The 19,745-nt window shown below is 62.1% G+C and carries 18 protein-coding genes; 11 read left to right on the top strand and 7 right to left on the bottom strand.

The genetic code is table 11. The annotated features are described in order from the left end of the window. The first annotated feature begins 31 nt into the window (after window positions 1-31). From QRN54_RS04325 to QRN54_RS04295, 7 genes are all read left to right on the top strand, one after another. Entirely contained in the window at window positions 32-934 is a 903-nt protein-coding gene (locus tag QRN54_RS04325; RefSeq protein WP_007730473.1) for an Lrp/AsnC family transcriptional regulator, read from the top strand. A 78-nt stretch (window positions 935-1,012) separates the two neighbouring features. Continuing rightward, entirely contained in the window at window positions 1,013-1,669 is a 657-nt protein-coding gene (locus QRN54_RS04320) for a FadR/GntR family transcriptional regulator (protein WP_125052245.1), read from the top strand. Beyond that, on the top strand, window positions 1,666-2,469 hold the full coding sequence (locus QRN54_RS04315) for a class I SAM-dependent methyltransferase (protein WP_030536129.1): 804 nt from the start codon (window positions 1,666-1,668) through the stop codon (window positions 2,467-2,469). Before QRN54_RS04320 ends, QRN54_RS04315 begins: the two co-directional genes overlap by 4 nt. 56 nt (window positions 2,470-2,525) lie before the next feature. After that, the gene (locus QRN54_RS04310; RefSeq protein ID WP_042451572.1) at window positions 2,526-3,077 is read left to right on the top strand and encodes an acyl-CoA thioesterase; all 552 of its coding nucleotides are present in this window, start codon (window positions 2,526-2,528) and stop codon (window positions 3,075-3,077) included. A gap of 45 nt (window positions 3,078-3,122) precedes the next feature. Then, a complete protein-coding gene (locus tag QRN54_RS04305) occupies window positions 3,123-4,403 on the top strand; it encodes an NAD(P)/FAD-dependent oxidoreductase (RefSeq protein WP_285181644.1) in 1,281 nt (426 codons plus the stop codon). Between the two features lie 69 nt (window positions 4,404-4,472). Further along, on the top strand, window positions 4,473-4,796 hold the full coding sequence (locus tag QRN54_RS04300) for a DUF6292 family protein (protein WP_003942947.1): 324 nt from the start codon (window positions 4,473-4,475) through the stop codon (window positions 4,794-4,796). A gap of 80 nt (window positions 4,797-4,876) precedes the next feature. Then, window positions 4,877-6,298: a DUF2252 domain-containing protein gene (locus QRN54_RS04295; protein ID WP_285181643.1), complete on the top strand. Its 1,422-nt coding sequence runs from the start codon at window positions 4,877-4,879 to the stop codon at window positions 6,296-6,298. A 4-nt stretch (window positions 6,299-6,302) separates the two neighbouring features. Here QRN54_RS04295 and QRN54_RS04290 read toward each other — a convergent pair whose 3' ends face one another. Both QRN54_RS04290 and QRN54_RS04285 read right to left on the bottom strand, forming a co-directional pair. After that, the gene (locus QRN54_RS04290) at window positions 6,303-6,560 is read right to left on the bottom strand and encodes a WhiB family transcriptional regulator (protein WP_007730463.1); all 258 of its coding nucleotides are present in this window, start codon (window positions 6,558-6,560) and stop codon (window positions 6,303-6,305) included. After that, window positions 6,550-7,110 carry an HNH endonuclease gene (locus QRN54_RS04285; protein ID WP_165638428.1) on the bottom strand — a complete coding sequence of 187 codons (561 nt, stop codon included), beginning with the start codon at window positions 7,108-7,110 and terminating at the stop codon, window positions 6,550-6,552. Before QRN54_RS04285 ends, QRN54_RS04290 begins: the two co-directional genes overlap by 11 nt. A 335-nt stretch (window positions 7,111-7,445) precedes the next feature. On the opposite strand from QRN54_RS04285, the gene QRN54_RS04280 reads away from it, so the two are divergent. Next, the gene (locus QRN54_RS04280; protein WP_165638429.1) at window positions 7,446-8,456 is read left to right on the top strand and encodes a threonine aldolase family protein; all 1,011 of its coding nucleotides are present in this window, start codon (window positions 7,446-7,448) and stop codon (window positions 8,454-8,456) included. A gap of 1 nt (window position 8,457) precedes the next feature. Here the strand turns inward: QRN54_RS04280 and QRN54_RS04275 are convergent, their stop codons facing one another. After that, window positions 8,458-9,312, bottom strand: a complete 855-nt coding sequence (locus tag QRN54_RS04275) for an LLM class flavin-dependent oxidoreductase (protein WP_047269366.1) — start codon at window positions 9,310-9,312, stop codon at window positions 8,458-8,460. Then, entirely contained in the window at window positions 9,309-10,172 is an 864-nt protein-coding gene (locus QRN54_RS04270; protein WP_058038372.1) for a patatin-like phospholipase family protein, read from the bottom strand. The genes QRN54_RS04275 and QRN54_RS04270 overlap by 4 nt, the downstream gene beginning before the upstream one ends. A 54-nt stretch (window positions 10,173-10,226) precedes the next feature. On the opposite strand from QRN54_RS04270, the gene QRN54_RS04265 reads away from it, so the two are divergent. Both QRN54_RS04265 and QRN54_RS04260 read left to right on the top strand, forming a co-directional pair. After that, window positions 10,227-11,912 (top strand): dihydroxyacetone kinase family protein, encoded by a 1,686-nt coding sequence (locus QRN54_RS04265; RefSeq protein WP_039973156.1) that lies wholly within the window; start codon window positions 10,227-10,229, stop codon window positions 11,910-11,912. Window positions 11,913-12,013: 101 nt separating this feature from the next. Continuing rightward, window positions 12,014-13,636, top strand: a complete 1,623-nt coding sequence (locus QRN54_RS04260; protein ID WP_003943212.1) for a long-chain fatty acid--CoA ligase — start codon at window positions 12,014-12,016, stop codon at window positions 13,634-13,636. A gap of 85 nt (window positions 13,637-13,721) precedes the next feature. Here the strand turns inward: QRN54_RS04260 and QRN54_RS04255 are convergent, their stop codons facing one another. From QRN54_RS04255 to QRN54_RS04245, 3 genes are read right to left on the bottom strand one after another with little or no spacing between them, the layout of a single operon-like run. After that, window positions 13,722-14,348 (bottom strand): TetR/AcrR family transcriptional regulator, encoded by a 627-nt coding sequence (locus tag QRN54_RS04255; protein ID WP_065455052.1) that lies wholly within the window; start codon window positions 14,346-14,348, stop codon window positions 13,722-13,724. 13 nt (window positions 14,349-14,361) lie between these two features. Then, window positions 14,362-15,123: a 3-hydroxyacyl-CoA dehydrogenase gene (locus tag QRN54_RS04250; RefSeq protein WP_003942978.1), complete on the bottom strand. Its 762-nt coding sequence runs from the start codon at window positions 15,121-15,123 to the stop codon at window positions 14,362-14,364. Between the two features lie 28 nt (window positions 15,124-15,151). After that, complete coding sequence (locus tag QRN54_RS04245; RefSeq protein WP_030536138.1) at window positions 15,152-16,345, bottom strand: thiolase family protein; 1,194 nt, start codon at window positions 16,343-16,345, stop codon at window positions 15,152-15,154. Window positions 16,346-16,713: 368 nt separating this feature from the next. Here QRN54_RS04245 and lanKC point away from each other — a divergent pair, with 368 nt between their 5' ends. Then, a complete protein-coding gene (lanKC, locus tag QRN54_RS04240) occupies window positions 16,714-19,296 on the top strand; it encodes a class III lanthionine synthetase LanKC (RefSeq protein WP_285181641.1) in 2,583 nt (860 codons plus the stop codon). Window positions 19,297-19,745 lie beyond the last annotated feature (449 nt).

The following is a 19,745-nucleotide window of genomic DNA, read 5'->3' as shown; positions in this document are numbered from 1 at the left end:
CAGAAAAATCTCTGGAAAAGTTGGGGCAACCATGACGGTCGATCTCGATTCCAAGCTCATTGCCGCACTTCAGCGCAACGGGCGAGCGACGTACCGCGAACTGTCCGTGGCGGTCGACGCCCCACGAGCGGCGGTGTCCACCAGAGTGCAGGCGCTACTCGACTCGGGAACGGTGTCCGTAGTGGCCGTCGCGCACCCCGAACTTCTCGGGCTGAAGGCGCTTGCACACGTCTCGATCGCAGTGTCCGGACCGATGACCCCGGTGCTGGACGCGTTGATCGCATCCGAGGCCGCCGTCTACATCTCGGCAGTCAGCGGGCAGTACAACGTGATTGCGGAACTTCGGGTGCCCAGTCACGACGATCTGTACCGTGCCATCGCCGAACTCCGCTCACAACGTGGCGTTCGATCCGTGAGCACGCTGGTCTACGTCGACGTCATCAAGGGAATCTTCATGCCCGAGACCGCTTTACAAGCCGATATCCGACTCGACTCGACAGATGTCGCGTTGATCGAACTGCTCGAGCGCAACGGGCGAATGCCCTTTCTCGAGCTGGCCGAACACACCGGACTGTCGCCGAGCGCCGTGCGCAACCGGGTCAATCATCTGATCGCGAGCACGGCACTGCGCGTCGGCGCTGTCGTCAAGCGGCGAGGTGGTGGCCGAACGCTGGCGATGGGCATCGGCGTCAATCTGGGCTCACGGGACGACAACGCGGTATCGGAGATCGAGTCGCTGCCCGGAATCGAATTCCTCGCCCGGACCCTCGGACGATACGACGTGATCGCGACGGTTGCCGCCAACTCCTCGAGCGACCTGCATGCGCTGTCCGAACGAATCCGCGGGATCGACGGTGTCAGCGGCTTGGAATCTTGGGCACATCTCGAGGTATTCAAGGAGCACTACGCCCGCAGCCTGGACGTACGCGGGTAATTTCCGAGTCATTGACCCACTTGGTCGGGCACGCTAACCTCGATCAAGTCATTGACCCACTTATCCGAGGTGACATACATGGCCGATTCCGGACGCAAGGTAGACATCGTCGCCGCGGCGATCGAGGAGGCGATCTCGACCGGTCGATGGCCCGTCGGATCGAAACTCCCGCCGGAGACCGCATTGGTCGAAGAATTGGGAGTCGCCCGAAACACCATGCGCGAAGCGGTACGGGCGCTTGCCCACGCCGGAGTTCTGTCCGTACGCCACGGTGGCGGCGTGTACGTCATGGCGGCGTCGCCGGTCGAAGGATTACTCGGGCGCAGGCTCGCCAGAGGTGACGTTCTCGACGTACTGAGCCTGCGACGCGGACTCGAGGTCGAAGCCGCGCGACTTGCAGCGCAGCGCCACACCCCCGAAGATCTCGCGCGGATACATGCAGCCTGGAATGCCCACCCCGGTCACGTCGGCGGCTTCACTGTCGAAGCCGGCATGGCCTTGCACCTTTCGATCGTCGAGGCGTCCCACAATTCCGCACTGATCGACGTCTACCGGGGAGTCCTTGCTGCCGTGACGGATTCGCTGTCCGCCGTCAGTGTCGGTCCAGGTTTCCACGTCGACGAGCACCGACCCTTGATCGCTGCCATCGAGGAACGCAACCCCGGCGAAGCAGCGCGTGCGGCAGGCGCAGCGCTCGATACGGTCATCGACGCAGTCGAAAGGAGCTTGTCGTGAATCGGGGAAACTGGAACGGTGCGGCATATTCCCCTCTTGCCGAACAACTCTCACCTGCATCGACAGAGGCGCTGCGCTCGATCGGGCACGTGAGCACGGCGTACGACGTCTGCGCTGGAACGGGGAACTTTACGCTCCCGGCGGCCCAGTCCGGGATCGCGGTCCACGCACTCGACCTCTCCGCCAGCCAGCTGGAGGTCGCGCGCGAACGCTGGATTCCTCGCCCCGGAACTACCGAACCCACTTTCACGATCGGCGATGCACAGTCTCTGCCGTGGTCGGATTCGAGCGCCGACGCCTGTGTCAGCATCTTCGGGATCATCTTCTGTCCCAACCCTGCGATCGCCCTCGCAGAGATGATGCGGGTGACCCGCCCGGGTGGAAGCATTTGTGTCGCAACGTGGTCGGAGAACGGGTGGGCAGCAGCACTCCGAAGGGAGGCCGCCTCTGCGTGGAATGGCATCACACCACTACCGACGACATGGTCGAGCCCGAGCGAATTCGAGAAGGCAGCAGCTGGATTGGAGTCGGTGAGCTCGGCCTCGCACCTGCTCGAGTGGCAACTACCAGCCGGTTCGGATCCCGTCGAGGAACTGTGCGACCAGGCGCCGGCGTTGAAGAACTTTCGCGAGGCGGTTCGAGGCGCAGGGAATTGGGCTTCGATGTCAGCGCACCTCCGCTCGACGCTCGCACCCTGTCTCAGGTCGAGCGCGGCCGGCCCCGTCGCCACCAGCGAATACGTCCTCCACACGGGCACTGTCCCGAACTCTGACACCGCGCTCTTCCGAACGCGCGGGTAACCCTCTTTGCCGGATACGGTCTCTTCACCGTCCACCGAACCGAAGAGGCCCGCTTGATGTCTGAATCGAACTCCCTACCTGAATTGAAGCAAGCATCGCAGCAAGCATCGAAACAAACCTTGTCCATGTCCGTCCTCATGACGCCGGACATGTCAAACTTCTCGGGCAACGTGCACGGCGGAACGATTCTGAAGTTTCTCGACCAGGTTGCCTATGCGTGCGCGAGTCGATATGCCCAGACCTACGTCGTGACTCTGTCGGTGGATCGTGTGGTGTTCCGCGAACCGGTGCATGTCGGCGAACTCGTCACGTTCAGCGCTTCCGTCAATTACACCGGGCGCACCTCGATGGAAATCGGAATTCGAGTCGAAACCGAAGACATTCTTCTCGGAAAATCTCGACACACCAATAGTTGCTATTTCACGATGGTGGCGATGGGAAGCGACGGGAAACCGGCTGAGGTACCCCAACTCCGACCGACCGGAACAATCGCCAGGCAGCGTTTCGAGGCCGGGCGTCGGCGTCGTGAACTGCGCAGAGAGAACGAGCTTCGTGAACAGTCCATCCGGGCCGCAGTTCGGGACTTAACGCCCGAACACGATGACTGAATCCAGTCATATTTAAGTTATAACCTTATGCATTAAGCTGATCGAGTGACTTCGAAGGCACGGGAAAAGTATGACGTTGTGATTGTCGGCGCGAGCATCGCGGGATGCGCGGCCGCAATCATGTACGCCCAGCAAGGTCTGCGGATAGCGCTTCTCGACGCTCGCTCCGACATCCGGGCGCACAAAGTCCTGTGCACTCACCACCTGCAACCGTGCGGTGCCCCGATCTTGCAACGACTCGGCGCCACGGAAAAACTGCTCGCCCTGGGAATGGTGGAAACCGTTCCGACATTCTGGACCCCGTGGGGAAGAATCACCCCTGATGCCGCAGAGAACTCACCGCCACCTGGGTTCAACGTCCGAAGGGAAACTCTCGACCCCCTACTGCGCCAACTCGCGAACGACTACCCGAACGTCGACCTTCTTCTCGGGCATCGCGTTTCCGGACTACTGACCGAGAACGGCACTACTGCAGGCGTCTACGGCACCGAACAGGGTTCGGTCTTCACTGTCGAAGCACGATTGACCGTCGGAGCGGACGGCAAGGATTCGACCGTCGCACGATCCGCTCGTTGCGACTCCGTGACTGCATCCAACGGGCGTTTCAGCTATTTCGCCCAACTCTCCGGACTTGAACGACCCGGCGGAGAAACGTCATTGTCGTGGTTCATGGATCCCGACGTCGCCTATCTGCTCCCCAACGACGGCGGAATCAGCGTGCTGGTGGTCTTCCCTGCCCTCGACAAGCTCGGCTCGTTCGCTGACGGCCTGTCTACTGCTTTCCTCGAGTACGCCAACGCATTACCCGGCGCTCCGCTTGTTCGGCGAGAGCACATCGTCGGGAAGATCGTTGGTACCAAACACTTCTCCACAACCCTCACCGAACCCGTAGGTAACGGGTTCGCACTCATCGGCGACGCTGCGGCAACCAACGACCCGTTGTGGGGTATCGGATGCTCGTGGGCACTCGAGACCGCTCAGATGCTGGTCGATGCGACCGCGCACATGCTGACGGAGACGCCGGCAGACACACTCGACTCACATCGGAACGTGAACGCTGCATTGACCGAATACCGTAGCGCCAGAGCGAGTATGACGAATCACATCGACTACATGAGTGGTTACGCCGGTGGGCGAAAGTTCACCGCGATCGAACGTCTGCTCATCTCCGCGGCCACCCACGACCACGACGAAGCCCGAAGGTTCTACTTGTTCGGTTCCCGGTTGATACCGGCCGAACAGTATCTCTCGACTCGCTCGGTCGCGCGGGCAGCACAAAAACATCTCAGGCACCGTCTGCGTCGTAGATCTGTGGCCGGGACGTAATCTGACAAGCGTTTTTTCGGCGCCGGCAACGGGGAACCCTCCGATCGCAACCGAGCCGGAGGAGCGACCATGCGTGCACACATCGCCATTCCGAGTGAATCGACTTGTCACAGGTACGTAGTCGCCGTCGCCAGCTCCACCTTCGCCGAATCGGTCATCTGGTGCGACGGCCCCGCGTTCGACGCAGTACTCGTTCTGGGCAGCGAGATTCCGCAGCACAGTGGCCACCGAGCCGTACTCGCCTGGAATCACTACTTCGGGTGGGCGCTCGGCGTGGAAACCACACCGGATGCGTCGTTCGCCGTTGTCGAATGCCTCGGTATCGGGAGAATGCCGGATCCTGAACTGTGCGCCGACCGCGCTGTCGAGTTGATTGCCCAGGCGGGTAGTTAAGGAACTCGTCGCGCGGCGCACAATCCGGCGGGCATAAGATCGAGCGCGAGTTTCGCACGCCCGACGAAAGAGAGCCCGACATGGACCCGCTGAACAGGCCTGCCGGTCAGCTGGCTCTCGAGAACGAACCGGACGGCAGGGCGACTTTGCGGGCGCGTCAGACGCCGCGCAGTGAGCGTCGCAAGATCGGGAAATGCCTGCGCAAGCGAGTGGCGCGATCGTCGCTCGGCGACTGGACGCCCCCATCCGATCGACGTGACCCGGTCGATCAGGTCAACACGGCACACGAGGGAAGACTCGACTGGTTGGTTCCGATCCGTGTGGGGCGAATGGTCGCTTCGCCATACGGATTCCTGCGCGGTACCGCCGGATTGATGGCAGAGGACATGGCGCAGCTGCCGTCCACCGGCATCACTCCCGTCATCTGTGGAGATGCGCACGTCGGAAACTTCGGGTTCTACGGATCTCCGGAACGCGAACTTGTCATAGACCTCAACGATTTCGACGAAGCACATCCCGGCCCCTGGGAATGGGATCTACGAAGGCTGGCTGCGAGCATCTGGGTGGCCGGTCGACAGAACGGTCTCACCGAAGCTCAATGCGAAACAGCAACAACCTCGTGTGTGTCCGCGTATCGCCTCCACTTGGCGAAGCTCTCCGAGCGTCCGCTGTTCGATCGCTCCTTCGACCGGGTCGATCTCGACGGACTCACCGACCACGTCACCGATCCTGGGTTGCTGGCCGAGATCAGGCGCGCCGCGGAGCGCGCCCGGCGGCGTACGAGTGACCATGCGGTGCCGCGGTTCACCGTCGAGGATCACGGACGGCGCCAGTTGGTCGAGAACCCGCCGCTCACAACACGACTCACGCCGCAGGACACCGACTTCCTCCTGGAGGGTCTGGACGAGTATCTCGAAACCCTTGCACCACACTGGCGCCGAGTCGTCTCGGGATACAACGTCATCGACGTCGCGCACCGGGTTGTCGGAGTCGGGAGTGTCGCTCTGCGCGCCTATGTGGCCCTGTGCGAAGGGAGCATCCCGGACGACGTCATCTTCTTGCAGCTCAAGCAGGCTCGCCGATCCGTCGTTGCACCCTTCGTGCACGGTGACTCGGCCTGGCACGACCACCAAGGACGACGCGTCGCGGAATACCAGCAGGCTCTCCAGACAGTCAGCGATCCACTGCTCGGGTGGTGCACCGTGGACGACCGCCAGTACTACGTCCGTCAGTTCCGGAACATGAAAGGTTCTGTGGACCTGAACAATATCGATGCAGCAGCCTTGACCGACTATGTCGCGATCTGCGGTCGCCTACTGGCCAAGGGACACGCACGAACCAGTGGCGCGTCACTGATTTCCGGTTACCTGGGAACCTCGGACACGGTCGACACCGCCCTCACCCGGTTTGCTCGGCTCTACGCCGATCAGACCGAACGTGACCACGACGCTCTGTGCCGGGCGGTGTCGGCCGGCACGATCGCCGCGGAGCCGGGAATCTGATCCCTCACGCCGCGACAATCCTGCCCTGCTCGAACTTCACTCCACCCCAGATTCCGGTCTGACCAGTGGCAGAGGCGAATTCACGACACGAAGCCACAATCGGGCACCTGTTGCACACGTCGGTCGCGTAGTCGTATCCCTCGGACGGAAAGGGAAACCACCGGTCCGGCTCGGGGTCTCCTCGGCATTCCGCCTGCCACCACGTCCGGTCGTCCGAGATCGGCAAAAGCTCAGCCAAATTGGAGATTTCGTCAGCGCACATCACTGGCTCCCTTCGACTGGCACGTCCGACTCAATTCGCGCCAGATCTTCTGCTGCACTTTCTCGATGCGCCGAGGTGCCTTCGGCTCCCACAGCAGCCGCATACCGGCCTCGGCCGGAGTGCGATCCGCCTTGCGCTGATTGCAGGAACTGCAGCACGCCACCAGATTTCCCCACGTGTTGGGCCCGTTACGGCTCCGCGGCTGGACATGGTCGATGGTCGTTGCCCGGGCGGCGCAGTACGCACATTGACGACCGTCCCGGTCGAAGACACCGGCAAAAGTGGCCCGACTGGAATCGGTGACCGTCACCCGGTGAGCAACGTACACGTACTCGGCGAGCAGGATCGTCCTCGGCAGTGGGATTTCGACGTGCTTGGAGCGCACCGGAAATATCGGGGTCACGTCTTCGGTGGACTGCGCGGAGCCGGTGGCGATCAGGACGACCGCACGATCGGCGCTCACTTCACCGAGGTACTCGTACGTGGCGTTGAGTACCCGGACGGGGCGGTTCATCCAACTGTGAGCAAGTGCGCGGTTCGGGTTCCGCATGAGAGTTCTCAGTTCGTGTCGAGGAGTGAAACTCCTGGACACGAAGACGGGTCAGGAGCAAATGCAAGAAATGGGGAACGGCATATATCCAGCGCCGCTCTGTTCCCCGAATGCGGGATGGGAAATACCGCGGGGTGAGTGCCCGCGCAGGTGCAACGCTTGCTTCCAGTCGCGCATGCCTGTCCCCTTCCACTTCTTGTTCTCGTCACCGGCTATTGCCGACGCTCATCATCACACGGAAGGCATCCTCAGCGATATCGATTTATCAGGCCGGAAGAGCCGTCCTGGAAATACCGCGGTTTGACGCCGGAACACGCGGCTTGATCGAATGAGCCATGACTTCGTCGTACATCGACCTACGCTCGGACACCGTCACCAAGCCCGATGCGGAGATGCGGAAGGCGATGGCCGACGCCGAGGTCGGTGACGACGTCCTCGATCACGACCCGACCATGGCGGCGCTCGAGGAAGAGGTGGCGCACACTCTGGGTTTACCGGCGGCACTGTGGGTGCCGAGCGGATCGATGGGCAACCTAATTGCGCTGATGCTGCACCTTCACCGCGGCGATCAGTTCCTGGCACCGGAACACTCTCACGTCTTGGGCTCCGAATTGGGCACCGCTGCCTGGCTCGCCCAGGGAATGCCGATGGCGTTGCCGCACGACGGCGGACCCGGACGTCCCACCCCCGAGACTGTTGTGAAGGCGGCGGGCTCCCCCGGCCCGTACTTCGCGTTGAACACCACGCTGCTCTGTCTCGAGAACACTCATAACTTCGCCGGCGGTGCCGTCATGAATCCGACCGAATGGACGAAGCTGGTCGACGCAGCGCGATCACGCGGCTTGAAGATTCACCTCGACGGCGCCCGTCTCTGGAATGCCGCTGCTGCACTCGATGTTTCGCCCACCGAATTGACTTCCGGCGCCGATACCGTTCAGGTGTGCCTGAGTAAGGGACTCGGTGCGCCGGTCGGCTCGATACTCGCCGCATCACCCGAATTGATCACCGAAGCCCGAAGGATCCGCAAGATGCTCGGCGGCGGCGTTCGTCAGGGCGGAGTGCTGGCCGCAGCCGGCATCGTCGCGTTGCGCTCACAAGCTCGCCTCTCCGACGATCACGACAACGCGCAGCGCCTCGCGTCGGGGCTTCGTGAACGCGGTTGGGCCGTCGACGAACCTGCCACCAACATCGTTCTGGCCGCGACAGCTGATCCATCGGTCACCGTTGCTCAGCTCGCCGGTGTCGATGTCGGCGCGGTCACCGTTGCCGGGAAGGTTCGGTTCGTGACGCATCGCGACGTGAGCACTGCCGACATCGACGCGGTTCTGTCCAGAGTAACCTTCTGAACTACGCCACCAGGGGTTGAACCTCCTGCGCGACAAAGCGAATGAACTCGCGGACATCCGGCTCGTCAACAGTCGGTTGGAGTACCACGGTGGTTGCACCTGCTGCAACCCATCGCCGTGCTGCTGCCGCGACTTCGGCCGCGTTGCCCACGGCAATCGCATCCTCCGGCGACTCGCTACCGGACGCTGCGGCCTCGGCAAGGGCGCGCTCACGACCGCCGGAACCGAAAGCACAGATGACGTAGACGACGACCTCGTGATCCGACGCCCCGATGTGAGCGATCGCCCGACGCACGCCGTCCGGGGTCGTCCCACCCGAGAGCACGGTGCCCTGCGCCAACTCGCCACTGAGCGCCAAAGTCTTTGGCCCCGTGGCGCCGACGAGCAACTGCGGCACCGTCTCCGGTGGCCACGCCAGCGTGACGTCCGTGAGATTCACGTATCGACCGGACACCGTCACCGACTCACCGCCCAGTAGCCGCTCGACTGCTCCGAACTGCTCCCGCAGGAGGGTCAACGGCGATTCGGCTTTGGCCCCGATCTGCCGCATCCAACTCTGAACGCCGTGACCGAAGCCAACCCGTAGTCGATCCGGATGAACTCTGGCCAGCGCTGAAATCTCCATCGCCGTGATCGCGGTGTTGCGCATCGGGGTCGGCAGCACACCGATCGCCACACCCACGCGATCGGTCTCAGCCAATACAGTTGCAGCAGTGGCTATTCCTCCGCCGAAGAAGCAGTCTTCCCACAACCAGACCTCGTCGATACCGACTTCGTCTGCATACCTGGCATGTCGAACCAGATCTTCCGGAGATTGCTCCGGGCGCACGACGACGGCAATCCGTGCGGCGCTCATGCCGTCACCAGAAACGCGGCGATCTCGTCGGCGGTTCGACGGCCCTGTTCGCGGCCGAGTTCGGCTGCGGGGCGCCTGGTTGTCGGTGAAAGCGAGTTCGTTCCGATCGCTTCGACGACGGCGTCGTCGGCGAAGACAGGCAGCACGGGCAAGGGCGTCATCACGTCGATTTCCTCTCGTAGACTGCCGCCCAGAAGATTCGGGGCGGGGTCGGCTGCGGGTGAAAGAACCACGACCACATCGCAGTCGGCAGCCAGATGAACATTCGAGCCACTCGCCATTCCGCCGTCCATGTACCGCTCGCCCTCGATCACGACTACCGGCCACACCCCTGGTACGGCGCAACTTGCTCCGACTGCGTCGATCAGTTCTACGCCGTCAGCGTTGCCGAACACCCTCAACTCACCGGTCTGTGCGTTGATCGCCGGGATGCGCAACTCCCGGTCGGGCCACAACCGATTGGGCAGCCTCGCCTCGATGACCGCGCGACGCACGGCAGGTTCGACGGTATCGGCTCTCATCGCTGCTTCGCCGAGCAAACGGAGCTGCTCGGCCCGGTCCTGCGATCCTGCGATCGCGTCGACGAACATCTGACCGAGTACCTCGACATCGACCTTCGGGTCGAGCTCCCCGGTGGCCTCCGCTGTTTGTGCGTCGAAAAGCTCTTGCAGTGTCACGCCGCTCGCTATCTGAGCGCTCACCGTGGAACCTGCGGAAGTGCCGATCAACACGTCCGCCGTCAGCAGCGCAGCGGCAGTGTCCGGTGATTTGTCCTGAAGGCCCAACAGAAAACCTGTTTCCCAGGCGATTCCCGCAACGCCGCCACCGGCAAGTACCAACCCCAATTTCACGCCGTCCACCTCTCGTCGATCGTGATCCGTGCCCGAAGTCGACGTTAGACCTACTCTGAAGTGATGTTCATGCGCAGCGCAAAGACATTTGTTCCCGACGCACTCCGTGGGTTGATCGCATCCACCGACGACATCGCGTGGAATCCCGACCCTGGGTACCTCACACGCGCAAGGCCACTTCCCCGTGGACGGGTCGCGCTCGTCTCCGGCGGCGGTTCAGGCCACGAACCCATGCACGCCGGATTCATCGGCGAAGGAATGCTCACAGCCGTCTGCCCCGGATTGGTCTTCAGCTCACCCAATGCACTTCAGATCCACGAGGGATCCAAGGCTGCCGACGCCGGCGGCGGCGTCCTTCACATCGTGAAGAACTACACCGGCGACGTGATGAACTTCGGTATCGCCCGAGAGTTGCTACGCGAGGACAAGATCGATACGGACGTCGTCCTGGTCGACGACGACGTCGCGACCGAACGCGCAGACGGCAGCGGTCCGGGACGACGCGGTACTGCGGCAACCATCGTGGTGGAGAAGGTCTGCGGCGCATCCGCCGCCCGCGGCGACGACCTGGCCGAGGTGACCCGGATCGGACAACACGTCGCGCACTCCGCTCGGAGCATGGCCGTCGCCCTTCGCCCATGCACTTTGCCGGGGGCTGACGAGCCGTCGTTCGACTTGCCGGCGGGTCAGATGGAACTCGGTATCGGCATCCACGGCGAACGCGGCACAGAACGCGTGGACGCCCTGCCCGCACCGGAATTGGTGCGGCGGCTGACGGACCCGATCATCAAGTCCCTGAGTCTCGCCGAAGGCGACCGCGTCATCGCCGTCGTCAACGGTCTCGGCGCCACCCACCCGCTGGAGTTGCAACTTCTGTTCGCCGAACTCGGAGATTATCTGGACGAACAGGGAATTCACATCGAGCGGACACTGATCGGAACCTTCGTCACTGCATTGAACATGGCAGGCGCGTCCATCACCCTTGTTCGCACAGACAAAGAAATCCTCGAATTATGGGACGCACCAACAAAAGCGCCCGCCTGGCCGAATGCTATAGCGCGTGAGTACACCGGCATGGGCACGCGCGAATCTTTCGGTCCCACATTCACACCCGACACCTCACGCACCGCCGAAAGCAGCTTCGTCGGAAGCTGGATTGCGGACTGGGCCGAGAAGGTACTGGATCAGGAACCGGCACTGACCGATCTCGACCGACGAGCGGGCGACGGCGATTTCGGGACCAACATGGTGGCCGCACTGGATCAACTCGACATCTCGGCGATCCGTGACACGTACTCCACCGCAACGATATTCGATGCAGTCTCACAGGCGTACCTTGGCCACGCCGGTGGCACCTCCGGCGCATTGTTCGGCATCTGGTTCCGGCATTTCTTCCGCGTGGCCGCAGACTCGGCGGACTCCGAACTCGACCTCGGCGCGATCGCGGCTGCAGCGCGAGCGGGACTCGACAACATCACCTCGCTCGGCGGCGCACGCGTCGGCGACAAGACGATGGTCGACGCGATAGTTCCGGCGGTCGAGTCGTTGGAGCAATCCGTGAGCTCGGAAGCCGATCGAGATGCTGCGCTGGCGAGCGCAGCGGAAGCCGCAGCGGCCGGGGCGGAGTCGACCGAAACCATGCTCGCGAACCGCGGACGTGCAAGTTATGTGGGCGAAGCCGCTCGCGGAGTAGTCGATCCGGGAGCGCTACTCATAGCGTGGTTCTTCGCCAGTGCAGTGGGTCACTAGCGAGCACTTCGGGGCTGTGACTAATCTGGCAGCCACAGCACATCGTTTGTGACGGCCCGTGGGCAAAAGCACCGGTCTCACACACCACACAGGAGCAGCCCATGCTGAGCACCATGCAAGACGCCCCCCTCTCCATTGCTCAACTTCTCCGCCACGGTGCCTCCGTTCACGGCGCCTCCGAGGTTGTCACGTGGACCGAGTCCGGCCCGCGCCGTGTGTCCTACGCTGACGTCGGCAAGCGCTGTGCTCAGCTCGCGCACGCCCTGCGCGGGCTCGGCGTCGAGGGCGACGAGCGAGTCGCCACGTTCATGTGGAACAACTCCGAGCACCTCGAGGCGTACCTGGCGATCCCCTCGATGGGCGCTGTGCTCCACACCCTGAACATTCGTCTGTTCCCCGAGCAGTTGATCCATGTCGCCAATCACGCCGAGGACCGCGTGATCATCGTCGACCCGTCCCTGATTCCGCTTCTCTCTCCGCAGCTTCCGTCGCTGACCACCGTCAAACACATCGTCGTCACCGGCTCCTCCACTGCAGGACTCGAAGCTCCCGAGGGAGTGCAGGTTCACACCTACGAGGGCTTGATCGCCGATCAGCCCACCGAGTTCGACTGGCCCGAGGTCGACGAACTGAGCGCTGCCGCAATGTGTTACACGTCCGGCACCACGGGTGACCCCAAGGGCGTCGTCTACTCCCACCGTTCGATCTACCTGCACTCCATGCAGGTCTGCATGAGCGACGGCCCCAACCTCGCGCAGGGCGATCGTGCACTCGCCGTGGTGCCTCAGTTCCACGCCATGTCGTGGGGACTTCCCTACGCCGCATTCATGATCGGTGCTTCGCTGATCATGCCCGACCGCTTCCTCCAGCCTGCCCCGTTGGCTGCGATCATCGCCAGCGAGAAGCCGACGTTCGCCGCAGCCGTCCCCACCATCTGGCAGGGCCTGCACCTCTACCTCGAGCAGAACCCGCAGGACATCTCCTCGATGCGCGAGGTTCTGATCGGTGGGTCCGCGGTACCGCCGGCCCTCATGCACGCATTCGAAGCCGACCACAACGTCTCCGTCCTGCACGCCTGGGGCATGACCGAAACCTCCCCACTCGGATCCGTCGCCCGCCCGCCGGCCGGTGTCACCGGCGACGCGATGTGGAAGTACCGCTACTCTCAGGGCCGCTTCCCGGCATCCGTCGAGGCACGTCTCATCGACGATGACGGCAAAGTTGTTGCACACGACGGCGTTTCCGTCGGCGAGCTCGAAGTGCGCGGCCCCTGGATCACCGGGTCGTACTACGGCGTCGATGCGGAAGACAAGTTCAACGACGGCTGGCTCAAGACCGGTGACGTCGGATCCATCACGGCCGACGGCTTCCTGAGCCTGTCCGACCGCTCCAAGGACATCATCAAGTCCGGCGGCGAATGGATCTCCTCGGTCGACCTCGAGAACGCCGTCATGGGTCACCCTGACGTCACCGAAGCTGCCGTCATCGGCGTGCCGGACGAGAAGTGGGACGAGCGCCCGTTGGTTGCGGTTGTTCTTCGCGCTGGTTCCGAAACCACCATGTCCGAACTGCAACAGTACCTTTCGGACAAGGTTGCCAAGTGGCAGCTGCCCGAGAACTGGGCCGTGGTCCAGGAAGTCCCGAAGACGAGCGTCGGCAAGTTCGACAAGAAACGCCTTCGCGCCGACTACCACGAGGGCGGACTCGAAGTTACGCGACTCTGACACCGAGTGAATGCCGAAGTATGAATACTGAAGGTGGGCAACAGGTTTTCACCTGTTGCCCACCTTCGTTCACGAGCGATGCACTTTACGGCCGATAGCCGACCGTGTGAAAAGCGATATCGACGTACTTCTCCGCCAATTGCGACGGTGACATCGGACCGCCGGTCTGGAACCAACGCGGCAGTGACTGCGCCATACCGAGTATTGCCCGGACGGTCTCTTCGGTATCGGTGACCGCGAAATCTCCCGATGCCACACCGTCGTCGACGATCCTGCGCATCAGCAACTCGAGCCGCTTACGACTGGCGGCGTATCGACTTCGGCTTTCCGGTGAGACATGCCGAATCTCGGTGTCCAACGCAGCATGCCGCGACCGGTGGGTCATATAGAGAACTATCGCCTCCACCACCAAGGCGAAGCGTCGTACCGGATTTTCGCCGGCCTCCGCTTCTGCCGCTTCGGTTCTGGTATTCAGCTCACTCATCGAGACCTCGAACAAAGCGACGAGAATTGCCTCTTTGTTCGCGTGGTGATAGTAGAGCGCGGGAACGGTTACCCCGACATGATTGGCAATCTGGCGCACCGTCGTGCCGTGGTAACCATTCTCGTCGAACAGCTCGAGCGAAGCCATCAGGATGTCGGTCATCACCAGCGGCGGGAAGGACCTCCAGTCCACTGCCACCGAGCTCACCGACTCCACCTCGCCAGTCATGTGATAGCCGAAATTACCGCGGTGCCATACGGATTGCACCGTCGAGGCGGATCGTCTCACCATTGAGCATGGGGTTGGAAACGATGTGCGCAGCAAGCGCGCCGTACTCGCTGGGATCACCCAGGCGAGAGGGGTGAGGCACCTGCTGACCCAACGACGCCTGGGCTGCTTCGGGCAGTCCGGCCAGCAACGGGGTCTTGAACAAGCCTGGTGCAATGGTGTTGACGCGGATCAGCAGCGACGCGAGGTCACGGGCGATGGGAAGCGTCATACCGACGACGCCGCCCTTCGACGCGGAGTACGCAGCCTGCCCGATCTGGCCGTCATACGCTGCGACCGAAGCGGTGTTGATGATGACGCCGCGTTCACCGTCGATCGGCTCGGTCTTCGAAATACGTTCCGCAGCAAGACGAAGGACGTTGAAGGTGCCGATCAGATTGACGTCGATGACCTTCTTGAACGCGTCGAGCGGGAAAGCGCCCTTCTTGCTGACCGTCTTGACTGCGTTGCCGATTCCGGCGCAGTTGACTGCCACGCGCAGGGGTCCGAGGGACTCGGCCACGTCGAGTGCCGCGGTGACCGCAGCCTCGTCGGTGACGTCTGCAGCCGCGAAGCGGACCCGGTCGCCAAGTTCCTTGGCGATGGCTTCACCGTTGGACGACGGAAGGTCGATAATGACGACGCTGGCACCGTCGGCAAGAAGGGCTTTGGTCGTAGCCAGGCCGAGGCCGGATGCTCCACCGGTGACGACGGCGACGCTGTCGTTGACGATCATGAGAGTTCCTTTCGAAAGGTTATGTGTTTCAGATGCGTTCGATGATTGTGGCGTTGGCCATGCCGGCGCCCTCGCACATGGTCTGCAATCCGTAGCGTCCGCCGGTGGCCTCGAGGTGGTTGACCATCGTGGTCAGCAGACGAGTACCCGAGGACCCCAGGGCATGGCCGAGTGCAATCGCGCCGCCCCACGGGTTGAGCTTTGCCGGGTCGGCGCCGAACTCGTGAGCCCAGGCGAGTGGAACGGGAGCGAAGGCTTCGTTGACCTCGTAGGTGTCGATGTCGTCGATGCTCAGACCCGCGCGAGCGAGCACCTTGTGGGTGGCTGGGATGGGTGCGGTGAGCATGAAGATCGGGTCATCGCCCGCAACGGAGAAGGAATGGAAACGAGCTCGCGGCGTCAGCCCTAGCTTCGACGCCATTTCTTCGCTCATGATCAGTGCTGCGGACGCGCCGTCGGTGAGCGGCGACGAGTTACCGGGAGTGATCGACCACTGCGCCTCGGGGAAGCGCTGCGCGTACTTCTCCGAGTAGAACGACGGCTTCAAACCGGCGAGTCCCTCGGCGGTAGTAGACGCGCGAACCGTCTCGTCGACGATATGCGAGACGGTCTCACCGGCGGCGTTGGTCACCGAGATCGGCAGAATCTCCTTGTCGAAGAGCCCCTTCGCCGCTGCCTCTGCTGCCCGCTGGTGGGACTGCGCGGAGAATGCGTCGAGAGCGTCGCGGTCAAGCTTCCACTTGGCGGCGATCAATTCTGCAGAGATTCCCTGGTTGACCAGGCCTTCGGGGTAGCGAGCCGCGACGCCCGGACCGGAAGCGTCCTTCCCCATCGTCGTGGTACCCATCGGGACACGACTCATGGATTCGACGCCTGCCGCGATCACGATGTCGTAGGCCCCGGCGATCACGCCCTGCGCCGCAAAGTGCGCAGCTTGCTGACTTGATCCGCACTGGCGATCAATCGTGGTGGCGGGTACCGACTCGGGGAACCCTGCCGACAGGACCGCGCTGCGGGTGATGTTGAGCGCCTGCTCACCGGCCTGGCCGACGCAACCGCCGATCACGTCGTCCACCAGGGCGGGGTCGAGGCCGTTTCGCGAGGTGATGGAACGCAGAACGTGGGCCATCAGTTCGACAGGGTGCGTCCCGGACAGTGCTCCGCCCGGCTTTCCCTTGCCGGACGCGATCCGGACTACATCGACGATCACTGCCTTGGTCATCTTCGTTCCCTTCGAGGACGTGCATTGCTGGGGCGGTCCGGCACCCGTGTTTCGTGGCGCCGGGTACCGGACCGAGATCGAGGGAGCACCCTGACTTAGCGCTCGCTAAAGAACTACCACCGACTTGATCCTCTCGTCAAGAGGGGGCCTCCGAACTCGAAACAAATGCGGCCGACTAAAAGCTGGGCGATCAGTGACCTCGCCTGGCCCACGCCATTCATTAGTACTTTCGAATGATAGGTTTTCAATCTTCGCCCGAAATGTCCGGAATCGGATAACCTTCCGCCACAAGCAATCCAAGCCACAGGGGATTCGGGGCGTGGCACCAATCGATGACAACCGCAGGGGGACCGACTGGGAGGTTTGGCGTGGACCTGCGATACGTTGCCTTCACGCGTGCCGACTCGCATTTCTACGACCGAATCAGAACGGTCACCCAACCAGATACATCAACTGACCAGCACTTTATCCCCGCGAAGTCGGTGGATTGGTCGCTCTGGCGGCGCGGTCCCCAAAGTGGACCGTGGAACTACTTCCAACCGCCCGACGGTCTGCTGCCAGAACAAGGATGGAAGATTCACTGCTCCGCTACCCGAGCCAACGCGCAGGAGCTGCTCGATACCGTTTCCGTGTATTGCGGTCACAATCATGTGCCGTTCAAATTTCTTCGGACGGCAGCAGACCTCATGTTGTCCAACAGCAAGCAGGCCAATCGAACTTCCAGCGGAAAATTCATCACGATCTATCCGGCGGATGGTGTTGCCACACAACGTGTCATCACCGAACTGGACAAACTTGTCACCGGTGCCGACGGGCCGTACATCCTCAGCGATGTGCGATGGAACCGGGGACCGCTCTACTTACGGTACGGCGCGTATCTGCCCATGCAGACCTACGATTCATTCGGCGATCGCGTCCCGGCAATTCGGCGTCCTGACGGATCGCTCGAACCCGATGTGCGCGGCACTTCCTTCAGAACTCCGGACTGGGTACAAATCCCGGACTTCGTTCGCGCGCAGCAAGACAAGCTGAAATCACATGACGAATTCCCCTATTCGATCAATGAAGCCCTGCACTTCAGCAACAGCGGGGGGATCTACTCCGCATTCGACGACGCCGGCATCGATCTGGTCATCAAAGAAGGCCGTCCCTTTACCGCCCCGGACGCAAACGGCCGGTACGCAATCGACCGCATCCGTTACGAGTACGACAAGTTGACTCACCTTGCCGACAACCCGTACACACCTTCTGCCATCAGCTTGTTCGAGCGCGAGGGACACCACTTCCTTGTCACCGAGCGCGCTGCCGGCACTCCACTGAATCAGGAAGTTGCGCTCCGCCACCCACTGATACGCGCCGACCAGACACTCAGTTCCCGAACGGAATACAGAACCTGGGCACTCGACATTGCACAACAGTTGACTACCGCAGTCGAGAGCTTCCACAACGCCGGAATCGTTCATGCCGATCTTCACCCTGGCAACGTCATGTGCTCACCGTCCGGTATTCGGATCATCGACTTCGAGATGGCCCACAACATCGACGAGCATCCGCCCCGGTCCACCGGAGCCCCCGGATACACAGCACCTCGACAGTTGACAGGAATCGCGGCGGATCGATACTCGTTGGGATGCATCGAGCTGGGACTCTTTGTCCCACTTACTAGATTGTTCCCTCTCGATTGCAACAAGATTCCCGAACTCATCGACTATGCGGTGTCTCGCTTCGATCTTCCTCGTGCCTTCGGTGCCTCGCTCTATTCGATGCTCGACGTACAGGCGCCGGAACCGGAGAATCGCCCGCATCGTTGGGACACGTCGCCCGGGGAAAACCTGCAACGGGCGGCCGCTCTATTGCGCTGCGGCATCCTCGCCTCGCTTGATCTCTCCCGCCCTGATCGACTCTTTCCCGGCGACATCGCCCAGTTCGAGGTGAACGGCTACGGCATTGCGCACGGCTCGTGCGGAAACCTGCTCGCCGATGATCTTCCCACCGACACCTTGGAGTCAGTCCTGGAATGGACTGAACATCAGGTTGATTCGGATACGCAACCACAGTTCGGTTTCTTCGACGGGCTCGCGGGTGCGGTGCACACCTTTCGGCATCACGGGCGACATTCGACAGCCGACAGGTGGGTCGAGACTTTGCGTCGAGCCCCACTCGACGACATCGACTCCAGCCTTTTCAGCGGCCTTTCCGGAATCGGTTGCCTCCTACTCGAGGAATCGGTTTCACGACCGACTGTGTCACCCACTCTCGCTGTCGTGACCGAGACTCTGCGCGAACGAATTTCAGCTGCTCGCTTGCATGTCCGCGACGCCGGCGGAACACCTTGGGCAGTGGCCGGCCGAGGTGGGCTGATGCGGGGACCGAGCGGACAAGCACTGTTCTGGACTCGCCACTACGAACTGAGTGGTGATCCTCGATCGCTGGAACACGCACGCCAGCTCGTCGACATCGATCTGTCTGTGATGTCGATGTGCCCTGACGGGTCGATGCAGCTGAGAGAGGAGCGCCGGACGATGCCGTATCTCGGATCCGGGTCTGTCGGTGTGGGCCTGGTACTTCTACAACTTCTGCGCCATGTCGACGAACCGCGTTACGCAGCTGCGGTGCGTGCGATATCCCGCGCCGCCACAGTCGAATTCACTGCCCAAGCCGGACTACTCAACGGGCGAGCCGGGCTGATTCTGTTCCTCAGCGAACTCTCCAAGACTCCATACGCCGGCGCCGATTGTGAACAGACGCTTGCACAGCAGTTTCAGCTTCTGGGCTTGCACAGCCTCAATCACGCAGGAGGCCTGCACTTTCCAGGTGAACAGAACCTGAGACTCTCGACAGACTGGGCAACCGGATCTGCAGGAATACTGGCGTTGCTCCGATATACCGGATCGGCAACTGCCCGACAGTCGTTTCCACTGATGTGCGCGTCGAACTGCCACATCGCCTAATTGTTCGGAAGTTATCACCCACGGCAGATTGGAGCACAGAAGTACCAGGCGAAAAACCTGGAATTAAATCAACACCGCAAGCAAACTCGATCGATCAAATCCATCGGCAAGAACGCCGATCAACAAAGGAAATGACAATGGACGCTATTCTCTCCCTTCAAGATCTGTCAGTCGCCGCCGGCAACGTCGGAGATGCCGGCCAACTCGAGCAGAACGCGGCAATCAGTTCCCTCAGTTTCTTCTGCCTCTGACCTCAGGCCGATACCTCGGAGCAAGTCCGGGGTATCGGCTTTCGGAATCCGTGCGGATCATCAGACGAACAATATTGTTTCATCATGAGACGCATCCGCACTTCACCGAGCTGTATTCGCCGATGATGTGTGCGACCTGGCGGCAATGCCGAGGGTAGATCGCATGGTCACTGGCGACGATATTCCTACTGATCCTGA

The sequence above is a fragment of the Rhodococcus sp. MEB032 genome, assembly GCF_030208925.1.
GTDB lineage: Bacteria > Actinomycetota > Actinomycetes > Mycobacteriales > Mycobacteriaceae > Rhodococcus_F > Rhodococcus_F qingshengii.
The sequence above is the reverse complement of the archived record's forward strand: the minus strand, read 5'-3'. Positions and strand labels throughout refer to the sequence as shown.

Bases quoted from the DNA above. Each gene is read 5' to 3' on its own strand.
- QRN54_RS04260 (WP_003943212.1), top strand. From the start codon at position 12,014: ATGCTGAGCACCATGCAAGACGCCCCCCTCTCCATTGCTCAACTTCTC.
- QRN54_RS04295 (WP_285181643.1), top strand. From the start codon at position 4,877: ATGGACCCGCTGAACAGGCCTGCCGGTCAGCTGGCTCTCGAGAACGAA.
- QRN54_RS04265 (WP_039973156.1), top strand. From the start codon at position 10,227: ATGTTCATGCGCAGCGCAAAGACATTTGTTCCCGACGCACTCCGTGGG.
- QRN54_RS04255 (WP_065455052.1), bottom strand. From the start codon at position 14,348: ATGACTGGCGAGGTGGAGTCGGTGAGCTCGGTGGCAGTGGACTGGAGG.
- QRN54_RS04245 (WP_030536138.1), bottom strand. From the start codon at position 16,345: ATGACCAAGGCAGTGATCGTCGATGTAGTCCGGATCGCGTCCGGCAAG.
- QRN54_RS04325 (WP_007730473.1), top strand. From the start codon at position 32: ATGACGGTCGATCTCGATTCCAAGCTCATTGCCGCACTTCAGCGCAAC.
- QRN54_RS04250 (WP_003942978.1), bottom strand. From the start codon at position 15,123: ATGATCGTCAACGACAGCGTCGCCGTCGTCACCGGTGGAGCATCCGGC.
- QRN54_RS04290 (WP_007730463.1), bottom strand. From the start codon at position 6,560: ATGTGCGCTGACGAAATCTCCAATTTGGCTGAGCTTTTGCCGATCTCG.
- QRN54_RS04285 (WP_165638428.1), bottom strand. From the start codon at position 7,110: ATGCGGAACCCGAACCGCGCACTTGCTCACAGTTGGATGAACCGCCCC.
- QRN54_RS04300 (WP_003942947.1), top strand. From the start codon at position 4,473: ATGCGTGCACACATCGCCATTCCGAGTGAATCGACTTGTCACAGGTAC.
- QRN54_RS04275 (WP_047269366.1), bottom strand. From the start codon at position 9,312: ATGAGCGCCGCACGGATTGCCGTCGTCGTGCGCCCGGAGCAATCTCCG.
- QRN54_RS04320 (WP_125052245.1), top strand. From the start codon at position 1,013: ATGGCCGATTCCGGACGCAAGGTAGACATCGTCGCCGCGGCGATCGAG.
- QRN54_RS04280 (WP_165638429.1), top strand. From the start codon at position 7,446: ATGACTTCGTCGTACATCGACCTACGCTCGGACACCGTCACCAAGCCC.
- QRN54_RS04310 (WP_042451572.1), top strand. From the start codon at position 2,526: ATGTCTGAATCGAACTCCCTACCTGAATTGAAGCAAGCATCGCAGCAA.